The organism is Grimontia kaedaensis, from assembly GCF_023746615.1.
Taxonomy (GTDB): domain Bacteria; phylum Pseudomonadota; class Gammaproteobacteria; order Enterobacterales; family Vibrionaceae; genus Enterovibrio; species Enterovibrio kaedaensis.
On sequence record NZ_CP082275.1, the window covers coordinates 1,161,154 to 1,178,285 of the forward strand.

Annotated in this window: 16 protein-coding genes; 14 read left to right on the forward strand and 2 right to left on the reverse strand. The window is 48.8% G+C overall.

What is annotated here, in order from left to right; translation table 11 throughout:
* Positions 1-14: 14 nt before the first annotated feature.
* The gene (cmoA, locus tag K6Q96_RS05550) at positions 15-743 is read right to left on the reverse strand and encodes a carboxy-S-adenosyl-L-methionine synthase CmoA (RefSeq protein WP_251878484.1); all 729 of its coding nucleotides are present in this window, start codon (positions 741-743) and stop codon (positions 15-17) included.
* Between the two features lie 278 nt (positions 744-1,021).
* Between cmoA and K6Q96_RS05555 the strand changes: the two genes are divergently transcribed.
* The 4 genes from K6Q96_RS05555 to K6Q96_RS05570 all read left to right on the forward strand — a co-directional run bounded on the left by K6Q96_RS05555 (position 1,022) and on the right by K6Q96_RS05570 (position 6,423).
* Positions 1,022-1,798, forward strand: coding sequence for a TetR/AcrR family transcriptional regulator (locus K6Q96_RS05555; RefSeq protein ID WP_251878485.1), 777 nt, complete (start codon positions 1,022-1,024; stop codon positions 1,796-1,798).
* 273 nt (positions 1,799-2,071) lie between these two features.
* Positions 2,072-4,405: an efflux RND transporter permease subunit gene (locus tag K6Q96_RS05560; protein ID WP_434802160.1), complete on the forward strand. Its 2,334-nt coding sequence runs from the start codon at positions 2,072-2,074 to the stop codon at positions 4,403-4,405.
* Positions 4,406-4,444: 39 nt separating this feature from the next.
* Positions 4,445-5,239: an outer membrane lipoprotein-sorting protein gene (locus K6Q96_RS05565; RefSeq protein WP_251878489.1), complete on the forward strand. Its 795-nt coding sequence runs from the start codon at positions 4,445-4,447 to the stop codon at positions 5,237-5,239.
* An 8-nt stretch (positions 5,240-5,247) separates the two neighbouring features.
* Positions 5,248-6,423 carry a hypothetical protein gene (locus K6Q96_RS05570; protein WP_251878491.1) on the forward strand — a complete coding sequence of 392 codons (1,176 nt, stop codon included), beginning with the start codon at positions 5,248-5,250 and terminating at the stop codon, positions 6,421-6,423.
* An 89-nt stretch (positions 6,424-6,512) separates the two neighbouring features.
* On the opposite strand, the gene K6Q96_RS05575 is transcribed toward K6Q96_RS05570, so the two are convergent.
* Positions 6,513-7,355 carry a DUF72 domain-containing protein gene (locus K6Q96_RS05575; protein ID WP_251879601.1) on the reverse strand — a complete coding sequence of 281 codons (843 nt, stop codon included), beginning with the start codon at positions 7,353-7,355 and terminating at the stop codon, positions 6,513-6,515.
* Between the two features lie 335 nt (positions 7,356-7,690).
* On the opposite strand from K6Q96_RS05575, the gene aspS reads away from it, so the two are divergent.
* The 10 genes from aspS (at position 7,691) to ruvA (ending at position 17,126) form a co-directional block, all read left to right on the forward strand.
* Positions 7,691-9,475 (forward strand): aspartate--tRNA ligase, encoded by a 1,785-nt coding sequence (aspS, locus tag K6Q96_RS05580; protein ID WP_251878493.1) that lies wholly within the window; start codon positions 7,691-7,693, stop codon positions 9,473-9,475.
* 177 nt (positions 9,476-9,652) lie between these two features.
* On the forward strand, positions 9,653-10,399 hold the full coding sequence (locus K6Q96_RS05585; RefSeq protein WP_062662412.1) for a YebC/PmpR family DNA-binding transcriptional regulator: 747 nt from the start codon (positions 9,653-9,655) through the stop codon (positions 10,397-10,399).
* A gap of 6 nt (positions 10,400-10,405) precedes the next feature.
* Positions 10,406-10,927 carry a crossover junction endodeoxyribonuclease RuvC gene (gene ruvC, locus K6Q96_RS05590; RefSeq protein ID WP_002538460.1) on the forward strand — a complete coding sequence of 174 codons (522 nt, stop codon included), beginning with the start codon at positions 10,406-10,408 and terminating at the stop codon, positions 10,925-10,927.
* Between the two features lie 212 nt (positions 10,928-11,139).
* Positions 11,140-11,565 (forward strand): hypothetical protein, encoded by a 426-nt coding sequence (locus tag K6Q96_RS05595; RefSeq protein ID WP_251878495.1) that lies wholly within the window; start codon positions 11,140-11,142, stop codon positions 11,563-11,565.
* A gap of 73 nt (positions 11,566-11,638) precedes the next feature.
* Positions 11,639-13,450, forward strand: a complete 1,812-nt coding sequence (locus tag K6Q96_RS05600; protein WP_251878497.1) for an ABC transporter transmembrane domain-containing protein — start codon at positions 11,639-11,641, stop codon at positions 13,448-13,450.
* A 93-nt stretch (positions 13,451-13,543) separates the two neighbouring features.
* Complete coding sequence (locus K6Q96_RS05605) at positions 13,544-13,702, forward strand: DUF3012 domain-containing protein (protein ID WP_251878499.1); 159 nt, start codon at positions 13,544-13,546, stop codon at positions 13,700-13,702.
* 166 nt (positions 13,703-13,868) lie between these two features.
* Positions 13,869-15,284, forward strand: coding sequence for a cytochrome ubiquinol oxidase subunit I (locus K6Q96_RS05610; RefSeq protein WP_251878501.1), 1,416 nt, complete (start codon positions 13,869-13,871; stop codon positions 15,282-15,284).
* Entirely contained in the window at positions 15,284-16,282 is a 999-nt protein-coding gene (gene cydB / locus K6Q96_RS05615; RefSeq protein WP_251878502.1) for a cytochrome d ubiquinol oxidase subunit II, read from the forward strand. The genes K6Q96_RS05610 and cydB overlap by 1 nt, the downstream gene beginning before the upstream one ends.
* Complete coding sequence (locus K6Q96_RS05620) at positions 16,275-16,394, forward strand: DUF2474 family protein (protein ID WP_251878504.1); 120 nt, start codon at positions 16,275-16,277, stop codon at positions 16,392-16,394. Before cydB ends, K6Q96_RS05620 begins: the two co-directional genes overlap by 8 nt.
* 102 nt (positions 16,395-16,496) lie before the next feature.
* The gene (ruvA, locus tag K6Q96_RS05625) at positions 16,497-17,126 is read left to right on the forward strand and encodes a Holliday junction branch migration protein RuvA (protein ID WP_251878506.1); all 630 of its coding nucleotides are present in this window, start codon (positions 16,497-16,499) and stop codon (positions 17,124-17,126) included.
* The last annotated feature ends 6 nt before the right edge of the window (positions 17,127-17,132 follow it).

The window sequence follows — 17,132 nt, forward strand, 5'->3', positions numbered from 1 at the left end:
ACAGACCCTAGTAGTTACTTGATGGCAAACATGGAGCCGAAATTAAAGCACTGGAACCACACCGCCACGCTACTGAAACCGATATCACTCAAGCGTTGCTTGTGGGTGTCGATGCTATCTGGCTTCATCACGTTCTCCAATGCGCTACGTTTTTGGCTGATTTCCAGCTCGCTGTAACCGTTAGCGCGTTTGAAATCATGGTGCAGGTCGATGAGTAGCTCGTTCGCGGTTTCGTCGGCAAAGTTGTATTTCTCAGAGAGAATAAGAATGCCGCCTGGCTTGAGGCCGGCGAAGATCTTCTCAAGAAGCGCCTGACGGTCCTCTGGGGTCAAAAACTGCAAGGTAAAGTTAAGCACAACCACAGAAGCGTTTTGGATATCGACATTACGGATATCGTCTTCGAGGATTTGTACATCAGTGTCTGAGCGGTAAGCATTCACGTGAAGTTTGCAGCGTTCGACCATTGCAGGAGAGTTATCAACGCCGATAATGGTGCAGTTTTGCGCTTTAATATGACGGCGCATAGACAGTGTTGCTGCGCCGAGTGAACAACCCAAGTCATAAACACGGCTACCATCAGTGGCGAAGCGTTCAGCCAGCATGCCAATTGCAGAAATGATGTTGCTGTAGCCCGGTACCGAGCGCTGAATCATATCCGGAAAAACTTCGGCGACGTTTTCGTCGAAGGTAAAGTCACCCAGTTTTTCGATTGGCGCAGCAAAAATATTGTCGCGATTTGCCATCTGAACCTGCCTAAAAAAGAACCGTTTACCGTCGATCTCTGTGTTCCTGAGATTCGGTATTACTACACTCGTTGACGCCAGTTTCCATCCAGCATCCAAAGGGCGCGTATTGTAGAGAATTTTGCCTCGCTTGTCTCTATCCCGCTAGTTCTGAGCTCAATGTATGGATTGCCGGACCATTGAATTTCGTCAAGTTGTCAGCTTTTAAATTCAGCGACCGTTTTCCGTTTTGTCATGTTCCATGCTATAAGTGAGCTGATCTTGTTCAGGAAGTGATTATGTTAGAGCAAACCATCGCTAGTCATATTTCGGCGCTGAAAGATATTGATGAATCAACGCTGACCCGCAAGCAACTGGCTATCCGCGATAGAGAAAAAGAGCTATTAGAAATTGCGCGTTCAATTGTTGCGCGGAAAGGCTTCGCCCACTTAACGATGGACAAGGTAGCTGCTGCTAGCCCTTACTCAAAGGGTACGGTATACAATCATTTCAACAGTAAAGAAGACTTGATTGCAGCGCTGGCGATAGAAGCATTGAGTCGTGAGCTTCCCATTTTGCGTGCGGGTTTAGATTTTAATGGCAGCACCCGTGAAAAGTGTGTCGCGATGCATGCGGGTTATTCCATTTTTTCGCGAATGGAGCCTATCCTCGCGATGTGTATATTGGTTAGCCGCACGCCAGCTGTGACTGAAAAAAGCGCGCCAGAACGATTGGCAAGGCTGAATGAACTTGAAGAAATCGCGGTGTCTATTGGCGATACGTTTATCGATATGGGCCTTGAGTCAGGTGATTTAGTTCTTCAGGAAGGTGTCACCACTGACACTATCGTGTTTGCAAACTGGGCTATGGGATTTGGCACTAATGCACTTGTTCACAACGCTCAGCACAGCACTTGTGTAGCGAGGCAGCTCTCTTCCAATGTAGTGCTTCAGAATGTTAATTTTCTGTTGGATGGAATGGGGTGGAAACCTCTTTCTTCAGAGTTCGATTATACAAAAACTTGGGATCGCGCCCTCAAAGAGCTCTATGCGGACGAAGTGGCTTCACTAAATTAACAACCGTTCACAGCCATCAACAGAATTCATTGTGACGATTCGTCAGAAAACACTTCACACAGCTTGAAAATTACCCTATATTGACGATGTGTCAAAAATGACACATCGTCATTTTTTAGCTGTATTTAAATGAACCGCGCTGATGCGCTTTTTTGTTAAAAACGATTTGACGAAACGTCAAATCTGTATCGTGATCTGTCAGAGTTGTATTTAGCCAAATGTTCCAGTGTGTATTTGGCTTTTTAAAGCAGATTTATTGACGAATCGTCACAAATGGAGTGTGTGATGAAAAGAGATCTGTCTAATTGGCCAACTGTGAGGCCGTGGCTGTTTTTAATCCTCAGTGTTTTGCTTTCTTTAATCGCTGCGTTTGGTGCATCCAATTTGTACTTTCGAGGTGATTATCAAATCTTTTTTGATGAAGGAAACCCTCAACTACAAACATTTAAAGAGCTGGAAGCCACTTTCAACAAAACCGATACCCTATCTATCGTAGTTGCACCTGCTAATGGTGATGTCTTCACCGAAGAAAATCTGTCACTGGTGAAGCAGTTGACGGATGAGGCGTGGCAAACCCCTTATGCCAGCCGCGTCGATTCCATTACCAACTATCAACATACGTCCGCCGAAGAAGATGACCTGCTTGTAGAAGATTTGGCGGCAGATTACATCGAGTTGGATGCTTCACGTCTCACTTACATGCGAGATGTCGCATTGAACGAGCCGCGACTCGTAGGTTCAAGTATTTCGAAAGATGGCAGTGTTGCTGTCGTGACGGTTACATTCCAACTTCCTGACGGTGACCAAAGTGTTGAAATCAATGAAATCTCTGTTTTTGCTGACCGCTTGCTCGACAGAGTTGGTCAAACGCATAGCGATGTAGAGTTCCATCTTGGTGGGATCATTGCGTTAAACAATGCTTTTGCTCTCGCTGCTATGGATGACGGCAATACATTGGTACCCATGATGTTCTTGGTGATTCTGGTCTTTCTGGGTTTCATGTTGCGTTCGTGGAAGTTTGTTTTCGCCACGCTGGTGGTCATCGTACTCACTATTGCCAGCACAATGGGATTACTTGGCTGGGTGGGGCACTACCTCAATAACGGCACCGTGAATGTACCAACTCTGATCATGACGTTGGCGGTGGCGGACTGTGTTCACCTGATCACATCTTATGTTCACGCGCTTCGTGAAGGGAAAGAAAAATCCGAGGCTATCAGGTATGCCTTGAAGCTAAACTTCCTTGCACTATTGATCACCTCGGTCACTACATCGATCGGTTTCCTGATGATGAATGCCTCAAATTCACCGGTACTGAGAGACATGGGTAACCTTGCGGCGGTTGGTGTGATGATTGCGTTCTTCCTCTCCGTTACCTTGCTACCTGCATTACTACAACTGATGCCTGTAAAAGTGAAGCAATCGCAAAGTTCGGGTAACAAGATTATGGGTTGGATTGCAGATTCAGTGATTCGATATCATAAGATGATTTTGCCTGTGAGCGCTGTGGTTGTTGTGCTGAGCGGTATGCTTATGGTTCAAAATCAGGTAAACGATAACTCGGTGGAATACTTTGGCCCTGAAAACACCTTCCGTCAGGCAGCTGATTTCATCGAAGAGAACATTAGCGGCACCAACGCAATCAGCGTTTCCATTAAATCTGGTCAACCTCAGGGAATTACGCAGCCTGAGTTTCTGGAAGCGGTGAGTCAGTTTACCGACTGGCTTCGTGCCCAGCCTGAAATCAAGCATGTCGCATCTATTTCTGATACGTTCCAGCGCCTGAATAAAAACATGCACAGTGATGATGACGCTTACTATCTGTTGCCGACCGATCCCGAGTTAGCCGCGCAATACCTGCTTCTCTATGAAATGTCGTTACCTTACGGCCTAGACCTGAACAATGAAGTCAATATTGATAAGTCGGCAGTGAAATTAATTCTGACAGTGGCCAATCTCGGTAGTGTGGAAATGATTGAGCTAGAGCAGCGAATGACTCGATGGTTCTCAAATAATGCGGGACCGTATGAGATGAGTCCTTCTGGTCCTAACCTGATGTTTGCCCACATTGGCGAAACCAATATGGAGAGTATGCTCAAGACCTTGCCGATAGCACTGGTGCTGATTTCTGGTCTGCTGGTCTTTGCGCTGCGTTCATGGCGACTGGGCGCGATCAGTCTTGTGCCTAACCTTGCTCCTGCCATTATCGGTTTTGGTTTGTGGGCTGTGATTTCAGGTGAAATCAATCTGGGACTTTCTATTGTCGTGACTCTTACGCTTGGCATCGTAGTGGATGACACGGTTCACTTCCTCTCCAAGTATCGCTATGCGCGCCTTCAAGGACGCAATGTAGAAGAAGGTATCCGTTACGCATTCAGCACTGTTGGCCGCGCACTTTGGATCACCACCGTGGTGCTGGTGGCAGGTTTTAGTGTGCTGGCGACTTCCGTATTCCGCTTGAACGCTGATATGGGCATGTTGAGTGCCATGGTCATCTTCATTGCACTGGTGGTCGATTTCATCCTTCTCCCTGCGTTATTGCTGGTTGCTGACCGTAAGCCTTACGCCTGTGAATCGGAAAACCTGGTGACACAACCCGCCCAATAGACGAACAGACAAAAGACAAAAAGAATCAAGGAGAGAACTATGAGTATGATGAAGAAGTTAAGTCAGGCGGTGTTGGTGTCATTAAGCCTGTTGAGCGTATCAATGCCGCTGATGGCGGATGAAGCTCGCGGTTTGGAAATTGCTCAAGAGCGCAAAAAGCGTGATGAAGGGTGGGGCGACAGCGCTTCTACCCTGACGATGGTGCTGCAAAACGCCAATGGTGATACCAGTGAGCGCAAACTGCGCATCAACACATTGGAAGTGGCAGATGACGGAGATAAAGGCCTGACGATTTTTGATGAGCCGCGCGATGTGCGTGGCACGGTATTCCTGAACTATTCACACGTGACAGGCCCGGATGACCAGTGGCTATATCTGCCAGCGCTTAAGCGCACTAAGCGAATTGCATCGCGCAACAAATCAGGTCCATTTATGGGCAGTGAGTTTGCCTATGAAGATCTGAGCTCATTTGAGCTGGAAAAGTACCGTTTCAATTACTTAGGTGATGAGTCTGTCGAAGGTCTGGATAGCTTTGTGTTAGAGCAAATTCCGACTGACAAATATTCAGGCTACACCCGTCAGAAAGTTTGGTTGGATAAAGAGCACTACCGCCCGTTGAAAATCGAGTTTTACGATCGTCGTGACACTTTACTGAAAACTCTGACCTTCGCTGATTACCAGAAGTATCTAGACCAGTATTGGCGTGCGCTTGAAATGGTGATGAAAAATCACCAGACCGGAAAAGTGACGACACTGACCACCAGCAAACTGGCGTTCAATACCGGTTTGGAAGAGAAAGACTTTTCCAAATCCAGCCTAAAACGTGCACGCTAGGAGGCTGGATGAAATCAGCAGTATTGGGGACAGCACTGGCGCTGACTGCGCTTCCCCTTTCTGCCTTCGAGCATTTTGAGGCAGAAGGCGAAATCTCATTCCAGCAACGTCAGTTTGCAGAAACCGGGTTGATGGGACAAAGCAAAAGCCAGACTTCGGTGGCAATAGAGCCAGAGCTTTATTGGGAAACCGAAGAGGGCAACTCGAGTTTTGTGTTCTCACCGTTTTTCCGTTGGGATTCAATGGATGACGACCGCACTCATGGTGATGTTCGCGAAGCCTTGTGGCGGCACTATGATAGCAATTATGAAATTCGTGCGGGTGTCGGCATTGTTTTCTGGGGCGTGACAGAATCACAACATTTAGTCGATGTGATTAACCAAACCGACGCAGTCGAAGCCATTGATGGTGAAGTAAAACTCGGGCAACCCATGGTGAGCATAGGTTGGGAGTTTGATGACGGCCTGCTCGATTTGTACCTGCTTCCGTACTTTCGGGAACGAACCTTCGCCAGCAATGATGGCAGACTGGCTTTCCCGGGATTGGGCGATACAGAAGCGCAATACGAATCGCGACATGAAGAGTGGTATCCGGATGTGGCGGGGCGTTACTCGCTAATGTGGGACCAATGGGACTTCGGTGTGAGTGCTTTTCATGGCACTAATCGTGACCCTTATTTCGTGCAGGGTTTGTCGAATACTGTGCAACCGTATTATGCCTTGATGAGTCAGGTTGGACTGGATGTACAGGCAATTTTCGGAGACTGGCTGTGGAAAGCAGAAGCTATTCGAAGATTCAGCTTAGACAATCACACGGCGTTTACTGGAGGCTTTGAATACACCCATGTTGGTGTAAACGACGGCATAACCGACCTTGGTTTTTTGGTGGAATACCTTTATGACAACCGAGGTGAAAAAGCACCAGTGGCAGGTCAGAATGATTTGTTTACGGGACTTCGTTGGGTGTTGAACGATTTAGACGGTACCGAGTTTCTGGTTGGTGGCACGCTGGATTTGGATAACTCTGATTCGGTCACCGTGAGGCTCGAATCCAGTGGGCGTTTCAGTAACGACTGGAGCTGGACAGTCACAGGTTGGATGTTTGATTCTGACACTCCATCTGACCCTGTTTACTCGCTCCGCAAAGACGATTTTCTGGAAGCGGAAATCAGTTGGTATTTTTGAACAGGTCCTAGGTTCTAGGAAGAGCGGGTCCTAGGAGAGCAATGCGGTTGATGTTTAGCCTAGGCCTCTAAAACGTGTGTAGAACCGATCTATAGCAAATTCATCTGGCTACTGTTAGGTTGCTCCGGTATTAAGGGTGCCAACGGTGGCAAGGTAATGTGCTCACACAGCTTTTCGTAATAACGCGCCGCTAACTGCGGCGCTTCGTCGTTGTTGGCGGTGTGGATAAAGAGATAAGGCGTTTTACCTTCATTTATCCAGACCGGGATCTTCTTCAGCCAGTTGGCGAAGAACTTATCGTTTCGCTCTAGGGTTGGGTCGCCGATAAAGCGCACCATGGGGGTTTCTGCCGTCGAAATGGCATGCACTGGCACTTTGGGTTTCTTCTGCTGGGCATCGACCAAGGCGTCGGTATCGGGTGGAACCGCGAAAACAGGGCGGCTGTCCATGATGATGCGGTTGGCGCCAAGCTCCATCAGCATCGCATTCAACGCGCGTTCTTCTTCACCTTTGGCAAAAAACGCGAGATGACGAACTTCCACACCCAGTTTAAAGCCTTTTGGCATTGCGCTCAGAAAACGTTTGAGGTCGGGCAAATTCTCAGGCCCAAATGCTGCAGGAAGCTGAATTTTCCAAAGGCCAATGCGCTCGTGGAGTGGCTGCATCAGAGTAATAAATTCTGAGACCATTTCATCGGAATGGCGCAGCATCATTTGGTGCGTCACGGGTTGGGGAAACTTAAAGGTAAAGCTGAATGCATCGCTGGTGGCCGCTTTCCAGTTCGCTACCGTGGCGTGGGAAGGACTCGCGTAAAAGGTGGTGTTTCCTTCCACTGAATTGAACACTTCTGCGTAACGGGCCAGTCGTTCGCCGCTTTTTGTGCCTGAAGGATAGAACACACGTTGCCATGAATTGTGTGACCATTGAGTCATACCAAGGCGGATTGGCGGTGAAGTCAGTTGGGAAAGCGGCGTTTGCAAACCTAAAGTCCTTTCTGTTGTTTGAACGGCTATTGTGGAATTAACTCTGGTGAGAGGTCAATCTTTGCTGCTTTTTTGCGCAGTTGCGACGATTTCCCTCCTTAGTCTGGTTACGATTTACCGCAGGCTCATTTTTTCCTTTATAATGCTCCGTCTTTTTGAAATATTTAGAGGTTCGCTGGTGCAGTTTTTCCAGCGGGCATCAGCAGTGAAAGCTGCAAACCCTCATTCGATACTTTGCGTCTTGTGGCGTAAAAGGACAGTAAGTAACAGATCGGGAAATTCATATGCGCACCCAATATTGTGGTCACCTGAACAAAGCCCTCGCAGGGCAAACTGTAGAACTATGCGGCTGGGTTAACCGTCGTCGCGATTTAGGCGGTCTTATCTTCATCGATATGCGAGATCGTGAAGGTATCGTTCAGGTAGTTGTAGACCCAGATATGAAAGATATCTTCGAGGTTGCTAACCAACTGCGTAACGAATTCTGTATCAAGATCACCGGTGAAGTGCGTCTGCGTCCTGACAGCCAAATCAACAAAGGTATGGCGACGGGTGAAGTAGAAGTGCTGGCGCGTGGCGTTGAGATCATCAACCGTGCAGCCCCACTTCCACTGGACTTCAACCAGAACAACTCTGAAGAACAGCGTCTGAAACACCGTTACCTTGACCTGCGTCGCCCTGAAATGAGTGACCGTATCAAGCTGCGCGCAAAAGCGTCGAGCTTTGTCCGTCGTTTCCTGGATGACAACGGCTTCCTAGACATCGAAACACCAGTACTGACCAAAGCGACCCCAGAAGGCGCGCGTGACTACTTGGTACCAAGCCGCGTTCACAAAGGTAGCTTCTACGCGCTGCCTCAGTCTCCACAGCTGTTCAAACAGCTGCTGATGATGTCTGGTTTTGACCGTTACTACCAAATCGTTAAGTGTTTCCGTGACGAAGACCTGCGTGCAGACCGTCAGCCAGAATTTACCCAAATCGATATCGAAACATCGTTCATGAACGCAGAACAAGTGCGCGAAGTGACTGAGCGAATGGTTCGCGACATGTGGCAAGAGCTGCTTAACGTTGATTTGGGCGCTTTCCCACAAATGACTTTCGCTGAAGCGATGCGTCGTTTCGGCTCTGACAAACCAGACCTGCGTAACCCGCTGGAAATGGTTGATGTGGCAGACCTGCTGAAAGACGTTGAATTCAAAGTTTTCTCTGGCCCTGCAAACGATCCGAAAGGCCGTGTTGCAGTTATCCGTGTACCGGGTGGTGCTGAGCTTTCTCGTAAGCAAATCGACGACTACACCAAGTTCGTTGGTATTTACGGCGCGAAAGGTCTGGCATGGATGAAAGTGAACGACCGTGCAGCAGGCTTTGAAGGTGTTCAGTCTCCGGTTGCCAAATTCCTGAACGAGGAAGTGGTTAACGCAATTCTTGACCGCACTGGCGCAGAGTCTGGAGATATCATCCTGTTCGGTGCTGACAGCAAGAAAGTGGTAACTGAAGCGATGGGTGCACTGCGTTTGAAGCTGGGTACTGACCTTGGTCTGACTGACACCAGCAAGTGGGCGCCACTGTGGGTTGTTGATTTCCCAATGTTCGAAGAAGACGACGAAGGTAACTTGCATGCGATGCACCACCCGTTCACGTCTCCACTGAATGTGTCTCCTGAAGAGCTGAAGGCAAACCCAGAGAGCGTAAATTCTAACGCTTACGACATGGTTCTGAATGGCTACGAAGTGGGCGGTGGTTCTGTTCGTATCCATAACCCTGAAATGCAAACAGCGGTATTCGACCTGCTGGGTATCGATGCGGAAGAGCAAAAAGTGAAGTTTGGCTTCCTGCTTGAAGCATTGAAGTACGGTACACCGCCACACGCGGGTCTGGCATTCGGCCTTGACCGTCTTGTTATGCTGCTATGTGGCACCGAAAACATCCGTGATGTTATCGCGTTCCCGAAAACCACTGCAGCAGCATGTCTGTTGACTGACGCACCAAGTGAAGCAAACCCGGCAGCACTGGAAGAGCTTGCGCTGGCAATCACTGCAGCAGCTAAGAAAGAAGAAAACGACGCATAAATCGTTACTCTTTAAGAACAATAAGGCCAGATTATCTGGCCTTATTTGTTTCTGAAACCAGGTTATAAAGCCAGCAGATATGGTCTTTCTCTCAGAAAGGTTTTATCTGTTTTGCTATAAAACCATGACTGAATAATAACGTCGGTGGTGTGTCGGCCATCGATAAAGGAGTGAAAAATGGCAGGTCATAGTAAGTTCGCCAACATCAAACACCGTAAAGCGGCGCAAGATGCCAAGCGCGGTAAAATTTTCACCAAGCTAATTCGTGAAATCGTGGTGGCGACTAAAGAAGGCGGTCCTGAGCCAGAGAACAACCCTCGTTTGCGCGCTGCGATTGATAAAGCGCTGTCAAACAACATGACCCGAGACACCGTTAACCGCGCTGTTACGCGTGGTGCGGGTGGTGAAGGCGAAGAGAACATGGAAACCGTGATCTATGAAGGTTACGGTCCTGCGGGTACTGCGGTCATGGTTGAATGTATGACAGACAACCGTAACCGCACCGTATCCGGTGTCCGTCATGCGTTCTCTAAAGCGGGCGGAAACCTCGGCACTGACGGAAGCGTGAGCTACCTGTTCGATAAAAAAGGCGTGATTTCTTATGCGCCAGGTCTGGATGAAGACTCAGTGATGGAAGCAGCATTGGAAGGTGGTGCGGATGACGTTGAGACTCATGAAGATGGCTCTATGGACGTTTACACAACGCCCGCGGAGTTTGGTGCGGTGAAAGATGCGTTGGATGCCGCTGGGTTTGAAGCGCAAAACGCAGAAGTTACGCTCGTTCCTTCAACTAAAGCAGATTTGGACGAATCCACAGCACCTAAACTGCTTCGTTTGATTGATGCACTTGAAGATCTTGATGACGTTCAAGAGGTCTACCACAACGGCGATATTTCTGACGAAGTCGCAGCAACACTGGAATAATCATACGTGGCTATTATTCTCGGGATTGACCCGGGTTCGCGGATCACTGGCTACGGCGTGATCCGCCATCAAGGCAGGCATCTGGAATATCTTGGCAGCGGTTGTATCCGAACAGATTCTGAAGATTTGGCCGGGCGATTAGGCCAGATTTATGCAGGTGTCAGCGAAGTGATTACCCAGTTTCAGCCGGATACGTTTGCCATCGAGCAGGTGTTTATGGCGCGCAACGCAGATTCGGCACTTAAGCTCGGTCAGGCACGCGGAAGCGCTATTGTTGCCGCGGTAAATGCGGGGTTACCTGTTTCTGAGTATGCTGCCCGTTTGATCAAGCAGGCCGTGGTCGGTAAAGGTAGTGCAGATAAGAAGCAGGTTCAGCACATGGTCGTCCATATGCTGAAACTGCCATCCACCCCTCAAGCCGATGCGGCGGACGCCCTGGCAGTAGCGATTTGTCATGCCCACACCAACCATACGCTGGTGGCTATGGCTGGGCAGGCGAAGAGCGCGAGGCGTGGCCGTTATCGCTAGCTCGAGAGTTCATTGTAGGAAGCAGCCACTTGGCTGCTTTTTTATTTGTCATTCACTACGAATGGCGAGCACCAAAAGCAGATGAAAATTGTCGTCAAGGCCTAATGTTTTATTGGATTGAACGTCTCAACCTTAGCATGAAATTGATTAGAGAAATTCCCGTTCTTTTCTATCGTTGTTAGTTGATATCAATGTTTTGAATAGGAACAAATATGAAATACCTCAAAACAGGCTTGTGTGTCTTTATCGCGTTTGTGTTTATTCAATCGCTGTTCTTTAAGTTCTCGGGCTCACCGGAAACGGAGTTTATCTTTGGCACTTTGGGTGAATGGTCTGGGCTAGCTTGGTTCGGTAAATACGGCGCTTATATGGTAGGTATCTTGGAATTGATAGCCTCTATCCTGCTGTTTACCCGTTTTCACGCATTGGGTGCTTTTTTAGCAGTTGGTACGATGACGGGCGCAATTTTCTTCCACTTGTTCACACCAATCGGTGTTGCGCAGCCAGCGTTTAATGAAGCAGGTGAGGTTGTTGGTAACGATGGCGGCACATTGTTTGTGATGGCATGTTTGGTCTGGCTGTCAGCGGCATTCTTGCTTTATCAAACAAGAAAAGGTGACCGTGAAGAAGTCGATTAATATCGGTTTACTCTCTCGCTGATAACCGCAACTTGCTGTAACGTGTTACGCAGTCAGCGAAAAAAGCGAGAGAGTGATTATCTTGTCCCAGCAAAATTCCCAGCAGTCTTCAAGTACCCGCTCAGTCCTTAAATGGATTGCTGCTTATCTTCTGCCTTATCGCAGTAAAGTCATTGCTGCTGTCTTCTTTCTTTTCCTTGGCTCTTTGAGCTGGCTGGCGCTTGGGCAGGCTGTGAAGCTTGTGGTTGATGAAGGCTTTCTCTCAGGCAATGCCACCGAGTTGAACAAACTGGTTCTGGTTATCCTCGGTATTACGGTGGTCAGTGGCTTTGCAACCTTCTGTCGTTTCTATCTGATGAGCTGGCTCGGCGAACGCGTCAGTGCGGATATCCGCATGACTGTGTATCACCATCTTCTCAAACTTTCACCTTCGTTTTATGCCAAAGAAAGAACCGGTGAAGTCATCAGTCGATTTACCGCAGACACGACGCTGCTTCAGACAGTCGTCGGCTCCAGTCTTTCAATGGCACTCCGCTCTGGCGTGTCCGTGATCGGCGGCTTAGTGATGATGGCGTTTACCAGCATTACGTTGACTGGACTTGTGTTGCTCGCGGTGCCAGTCGTCTTGGTGCCGATTTTCGTGTTGGGGCGAAAAGTGCGTCGATTGGCTCGTGTGAGTCAAGACCGGGTGGCCGATCTTGGCGCCCATGTGGATGAAACGCTACACGAAATTCGCACTGTCCAATCTTACAACCATGAAGAAGCTGACACGCATCATTTCAATGGTCGCGTAGAGTCGGTTATGGATGCTGCCAAAACGCGTATCCGCTACCGAGCGACCTTAATGGGCTCTGTGGTATTCCTCTCTATTGTGGCCATTGTGCTGGTCACTTGGGTTGGCGCATTGAGTGTTTTGGACGGCTCATTGACCGCAGGCCAGCTGTCAGCCTTTATGTTTTATGCCTTGTTAGTGGCGGGTGGTGTTGCCACCATTGGCGAAGTGATCGGGGACATTCAACGTGCAGCAGGTGCGACTGAACGCCTGATTGAATTATCCCAAATGGAGCAGGACATTCAGGAGCCACAGAGCCCCTGCCAGTTAACGGAACCCGTCTCAGGCTTCGTCCGTTTTGAACGTGTCTCTTTCTCCTATCCCGGTGACGAAAACCTTCCGGTATTTCATTCACTCTCTTTTGATGTGAAAGCGGGCGAGCGCATCGCGTTGGTTGGCCCAAGCGGAGCTGGGAAAAGTACTGTTTTTGCACTGCTTCAACGCTTTTTTGATGTTCAGGAAGGGCACATTGATATTGATGGCGTCAGCATTTCAGACCTCTCGATTGAAACCTTGAGAAAGCAATTTGCTCTGGTGCCGCAAGAGTCAGTGATTTTCGCGACCAATGTGCTTGAAAACGTGCGTTATGGTGCGCCGAAAGCCAGCGAAGAAGCCGTGATAGCTGCCTGTAAAGCGGCGAGAGCGCATGACTTTATCGTGGAGTTTCCTGATGGTTATCATACAGAATTGGGCGAACGTGGCGTGCGTTTATCGGGTGGTCAGAAGCAACGTATTTCAATCGCTCGCGCGATATTGGCAGACCGTCCAATACTATTGCTGGATGAGGCCACCAGTGCGCTGGATGCCGTGAGTGAACACAAGGTGAAGTCTGCACTTGATGAACTCATGTCGCACAAAACGTCGATAGTGATTGCTCACCGTCTGGCGACAGTGGTCAATGCAGACAAGATTCTGGTAATGGATAAAGGGCAAATTGTCGCCACAGGAACACATGATGAATTGATGGCTTCGTCGCCGCTTTATCGCGAATTTGCTGCGTTGCAGTTGGTGTCTGCTACTGAGGAAATACCAGCAAAAATTGTCGGCGAATGACGGGTGAATTCCGCAACTTATCTGAGTGACTTTACAGATTAGTCGTTAGTCTGATGCAGTGTTGAAAATAACTCGAAAGGATAGGATTCAAAGATGAAAAAGCTATTGGCTGTATTTGCAGTATTGTTTGTGATTGCTGGCTGTTCACCGGAAGTGGGCAGTGATGAGTGGTGCAAAGAGCTAAAAGAAAAACCAAAAGGCGACTGGTCGACCAACGAAGCGACTGATTTTGCAAAACACTGCATTTTCTAATGCGAAACACTAAGCCTCAACCTGACACTAAAAAGCGAGCGTGGTTCGCTTTTTTTTATTCCTATATTTGCTAAGTCGCCTCTGATGATGAATTCCCCATCAAAGTGATCTCAGTCGTACCATTTGACGTTCCTATTATGGTCACTCACGTTTAGTGGAGTTGGGTATGTCGGAGCTTGCCATAGACCTAGCGCGAATTCAGTTTGCGTTCACTGTGTCTTTTCACATCATATTCCCTGCCTTTTCTATCGGGCTTGCCAGCTATATCACTGTGCTGGAAGCATTACACCTGAAAACCAAGCAACATCAGTACCTTGAGCTTTCAAAGTATTGGACAAAGATCTTCGCCGTTACGTTCGGCATGGGTGTAGTGAGCGGTATCGTCATGAGTTACCAGTTCGGAACGAATTGGGGCGTATTCTCTGACAAGACAGGACCAGTGCTTGGACCTTTGATGGGTTATGAAGTGCTTACCGCATTTTTCCTTGAGGCGGGTTTCCTCGGCATCATGCTTTTCGGTCGCGAGCGAGTTGGTCCTAAACTCCATTTCCTGGCCGTCGCAGTCGTCGCATTCGGCACCTTGCTGTCCGCGACTTGGATACTGTCAGTAAACAGTTGGATGCAAACCCCAGCAGGTTTTGACTTCAATGACAAAGGCCAATTTATCGTCACAGACTGGTTCGAAGTCGTGTTCAATCCTTCCTTTCCGTATCGCCTCGTCCACATGGTCATTGCTGCGTACCTGACAACGGCTTTTATGGTGGCGGGTGTCGGCGCTTGGCATTTACTGCGCGCACCACACAATGAGCTGGGAAGGATAAGCCTTTCGATGGGCATGTGGATGGCGGTTTTGGTCACGCCGATTCAAATAGTCGCCGGTGACCTTCATGGGCTCAACACGCTTGAACACCAGCCGATGAAAGTAGCGGCGATGGAAGGACACTTCGAAACCCAGAAAGGCGCGCCACTTATCCTGTTTGGTATCCCAAATGAAGAGACCGAAACGGTCGACTACAAAGTCGAAATTCCAAAATTGGGCAGCATTATTCTTACCCATTCTATTGATGGCGAGATCAAAGGTCTCAAGTCTGTCCCGCCAGAAGAGAGGCCACCAGTTGCTACCGTGTTTTGGAGTTTCCGAATCATGGTGGGTATTGGTTTCTTGATGCTGGGCTTGGGGTTGGTGTCCCTGTGGCTACGTTACAAGAAAACCTTGTACGAAACGGCTTGGTTCCTAAGGACCTGCGTATATGCTGCACCTTGCGGCTTTATAGCGATATTGGCGGGATGGGTGACTACCGAAGTGGGACGTCAGCCATACACGGTATACGGATTACTCCGAACCTCAGAATCCGTGTCGCCGATTGATGCTAGTGCGGTCGGTGCTTCGCTCGCTGTGTTCGTGCTGGTCTACTTCGTGATATTTGGTGCGGGTATCTACTACCTACTTAAACTGATGAGAAAATCGCCGACCAAATACGAGCAGGACTTGGATGGGCGAATTGTCACCCGGCTTTCACATGGTAACTCAAGCAAAGATATTATCGTGAATCCAGAGCCCGCCTCAGGTAAGGAGTCATAATGGATTACGCACTTATCTGGGCGGTGATAATTGCTTTTGCAGTATTCGCCTATGTCATACTCGACGGCTTCGATCTCGGCGTCGGTATACTTTTTCCTTCATTAAATGATGATGAGAAAGATGCCGCGATGAACTCCATTGCACCCATTTGGGACGGTAATGAAACTTGGTTGGTTCTGGGTGGGGGCGGACTGTTTGCAGTCTTTCCGTTGGCGTATGCCATCATTATGCCTGCTGTCTACGCGCCTATTATTGCGATGTTAGTTGGTCTGATCTTTCGTGGTGTTGCGTTTGAATATCGATATCGTACCAAGAAGGGTCGCTACCTGTGGGACTGGTCTTTCGCGGGTGGTTCAATGGTGGCAACCTTTTCTCAGGGAATGATTCTCGGCACATTGTTGCAAGGAATCGAAGTTGCAGATAGACAATACGCTGGGGGCTGGTTTGACTGGCTGACGCCTTTTTCCCTCTTCTGCGGTCTTGCAGTAACAGCAGGATATACCTTGCTCGGTGGCTGCTGGCTGCTAATTAAGACTTCTGGGAGTATCGAAAAAAAACTCTTTCCAAAGTGCAAAAAACTCACCTTCCTGTTCCTCGGAGCCATCGGTGTGGTGAGTGTTTGGCTTCCGTTTATCTCCAGCGATATCGCCGCGAGATGGTTCACTTTCCCGAATGCCACGGGCTTTTTCCTTATTCCTGCCATTTCAGCGTTCGCGGCTTACCAACTTTGGTATGCCTTAAGTTTGCGTCGCGCTGGAGCAGCTTACTGCTGGACACTCATGATATATCTGATGGCATTTGCCGGTTTTGCCATCAGTATATTCCCTTACATGGTGCCAAGGGCAGTGACCCTTTGGGATGCGGCGGCACCAGACAATAGCCTTGCATTCTTGTTCGCTGGCGCTGTAGTTTTGCTGCCAATCATCATCATTTATTCTGCATATTCCTACTGGGTGTTCCGCGGAAAGGTCAGAGCTGACGAGGGGTATCATGAATAAACAGGGCAAAGCTTTTGCATGGTTTGTCGGCCTTTGGTTTGCGGGTGTGCTTGCTGTGACGGCACTTGCCTACTTCATTCGTTACACCATGCAGTGGGTTGGATTAGTCTGATCGTATAGCCATTTCAAGTACACGCTCGGCTTTAAAACTGGATATTTATCCAGTTGTTCATTATCCTAACCACAATTATTAGCAACAATTTGAGTTTTGATTGTGATTGGCCGATTACGCGGAATTTTGCTTGAAAAGCAACCCCCTGAAATCCTGCTGGAAGTTAATGGCGTTGGTTATGAAGTCAGCATGCCTATGAGCTGCTTCTATGAATTGCCAGAAGTGGGTGAAGAAGCGATTATTTACACTCACTTCGTCGTACGTGAAGACGCGCAACTCCTCTACGGGTTTAACACCACCATCGAACGTGCTTTATTCCGCGAAGTCATCAAAGCCAATGGCGTCGGTCCTAAACTGGGTCTGGCGATTCTTTCCGGTATGACGGCAACTCAATTTGTCGACAGTGTCGAACGTGAAGATGTCTCAACGCTGGTCAAAATCCCTGGGGTAGGTAAGAAAACCGCTGAGCGTCTGGTGATTGAAATGCGCGATCGCTTGAAAAACTGGCATGCATTCGACCTCTTCACACCGCATGCCGATGCGGCGGCCCGCCGTGCGTCAAGCAATGAAACTGTCGTTGCCGCATCGAATGCTCCGAAAGATGAAGCGATCAGCGCGCTTATCGCGCTGGGCTACAAAGCTGCACAGGCCGAGAAAGTGGTCAAGCAAGTGGCCGTTGATGGCATGAAGAGCGAAGCGATTATACGTGATGCGCTGCGTTCAATGGTCTAATAGGGT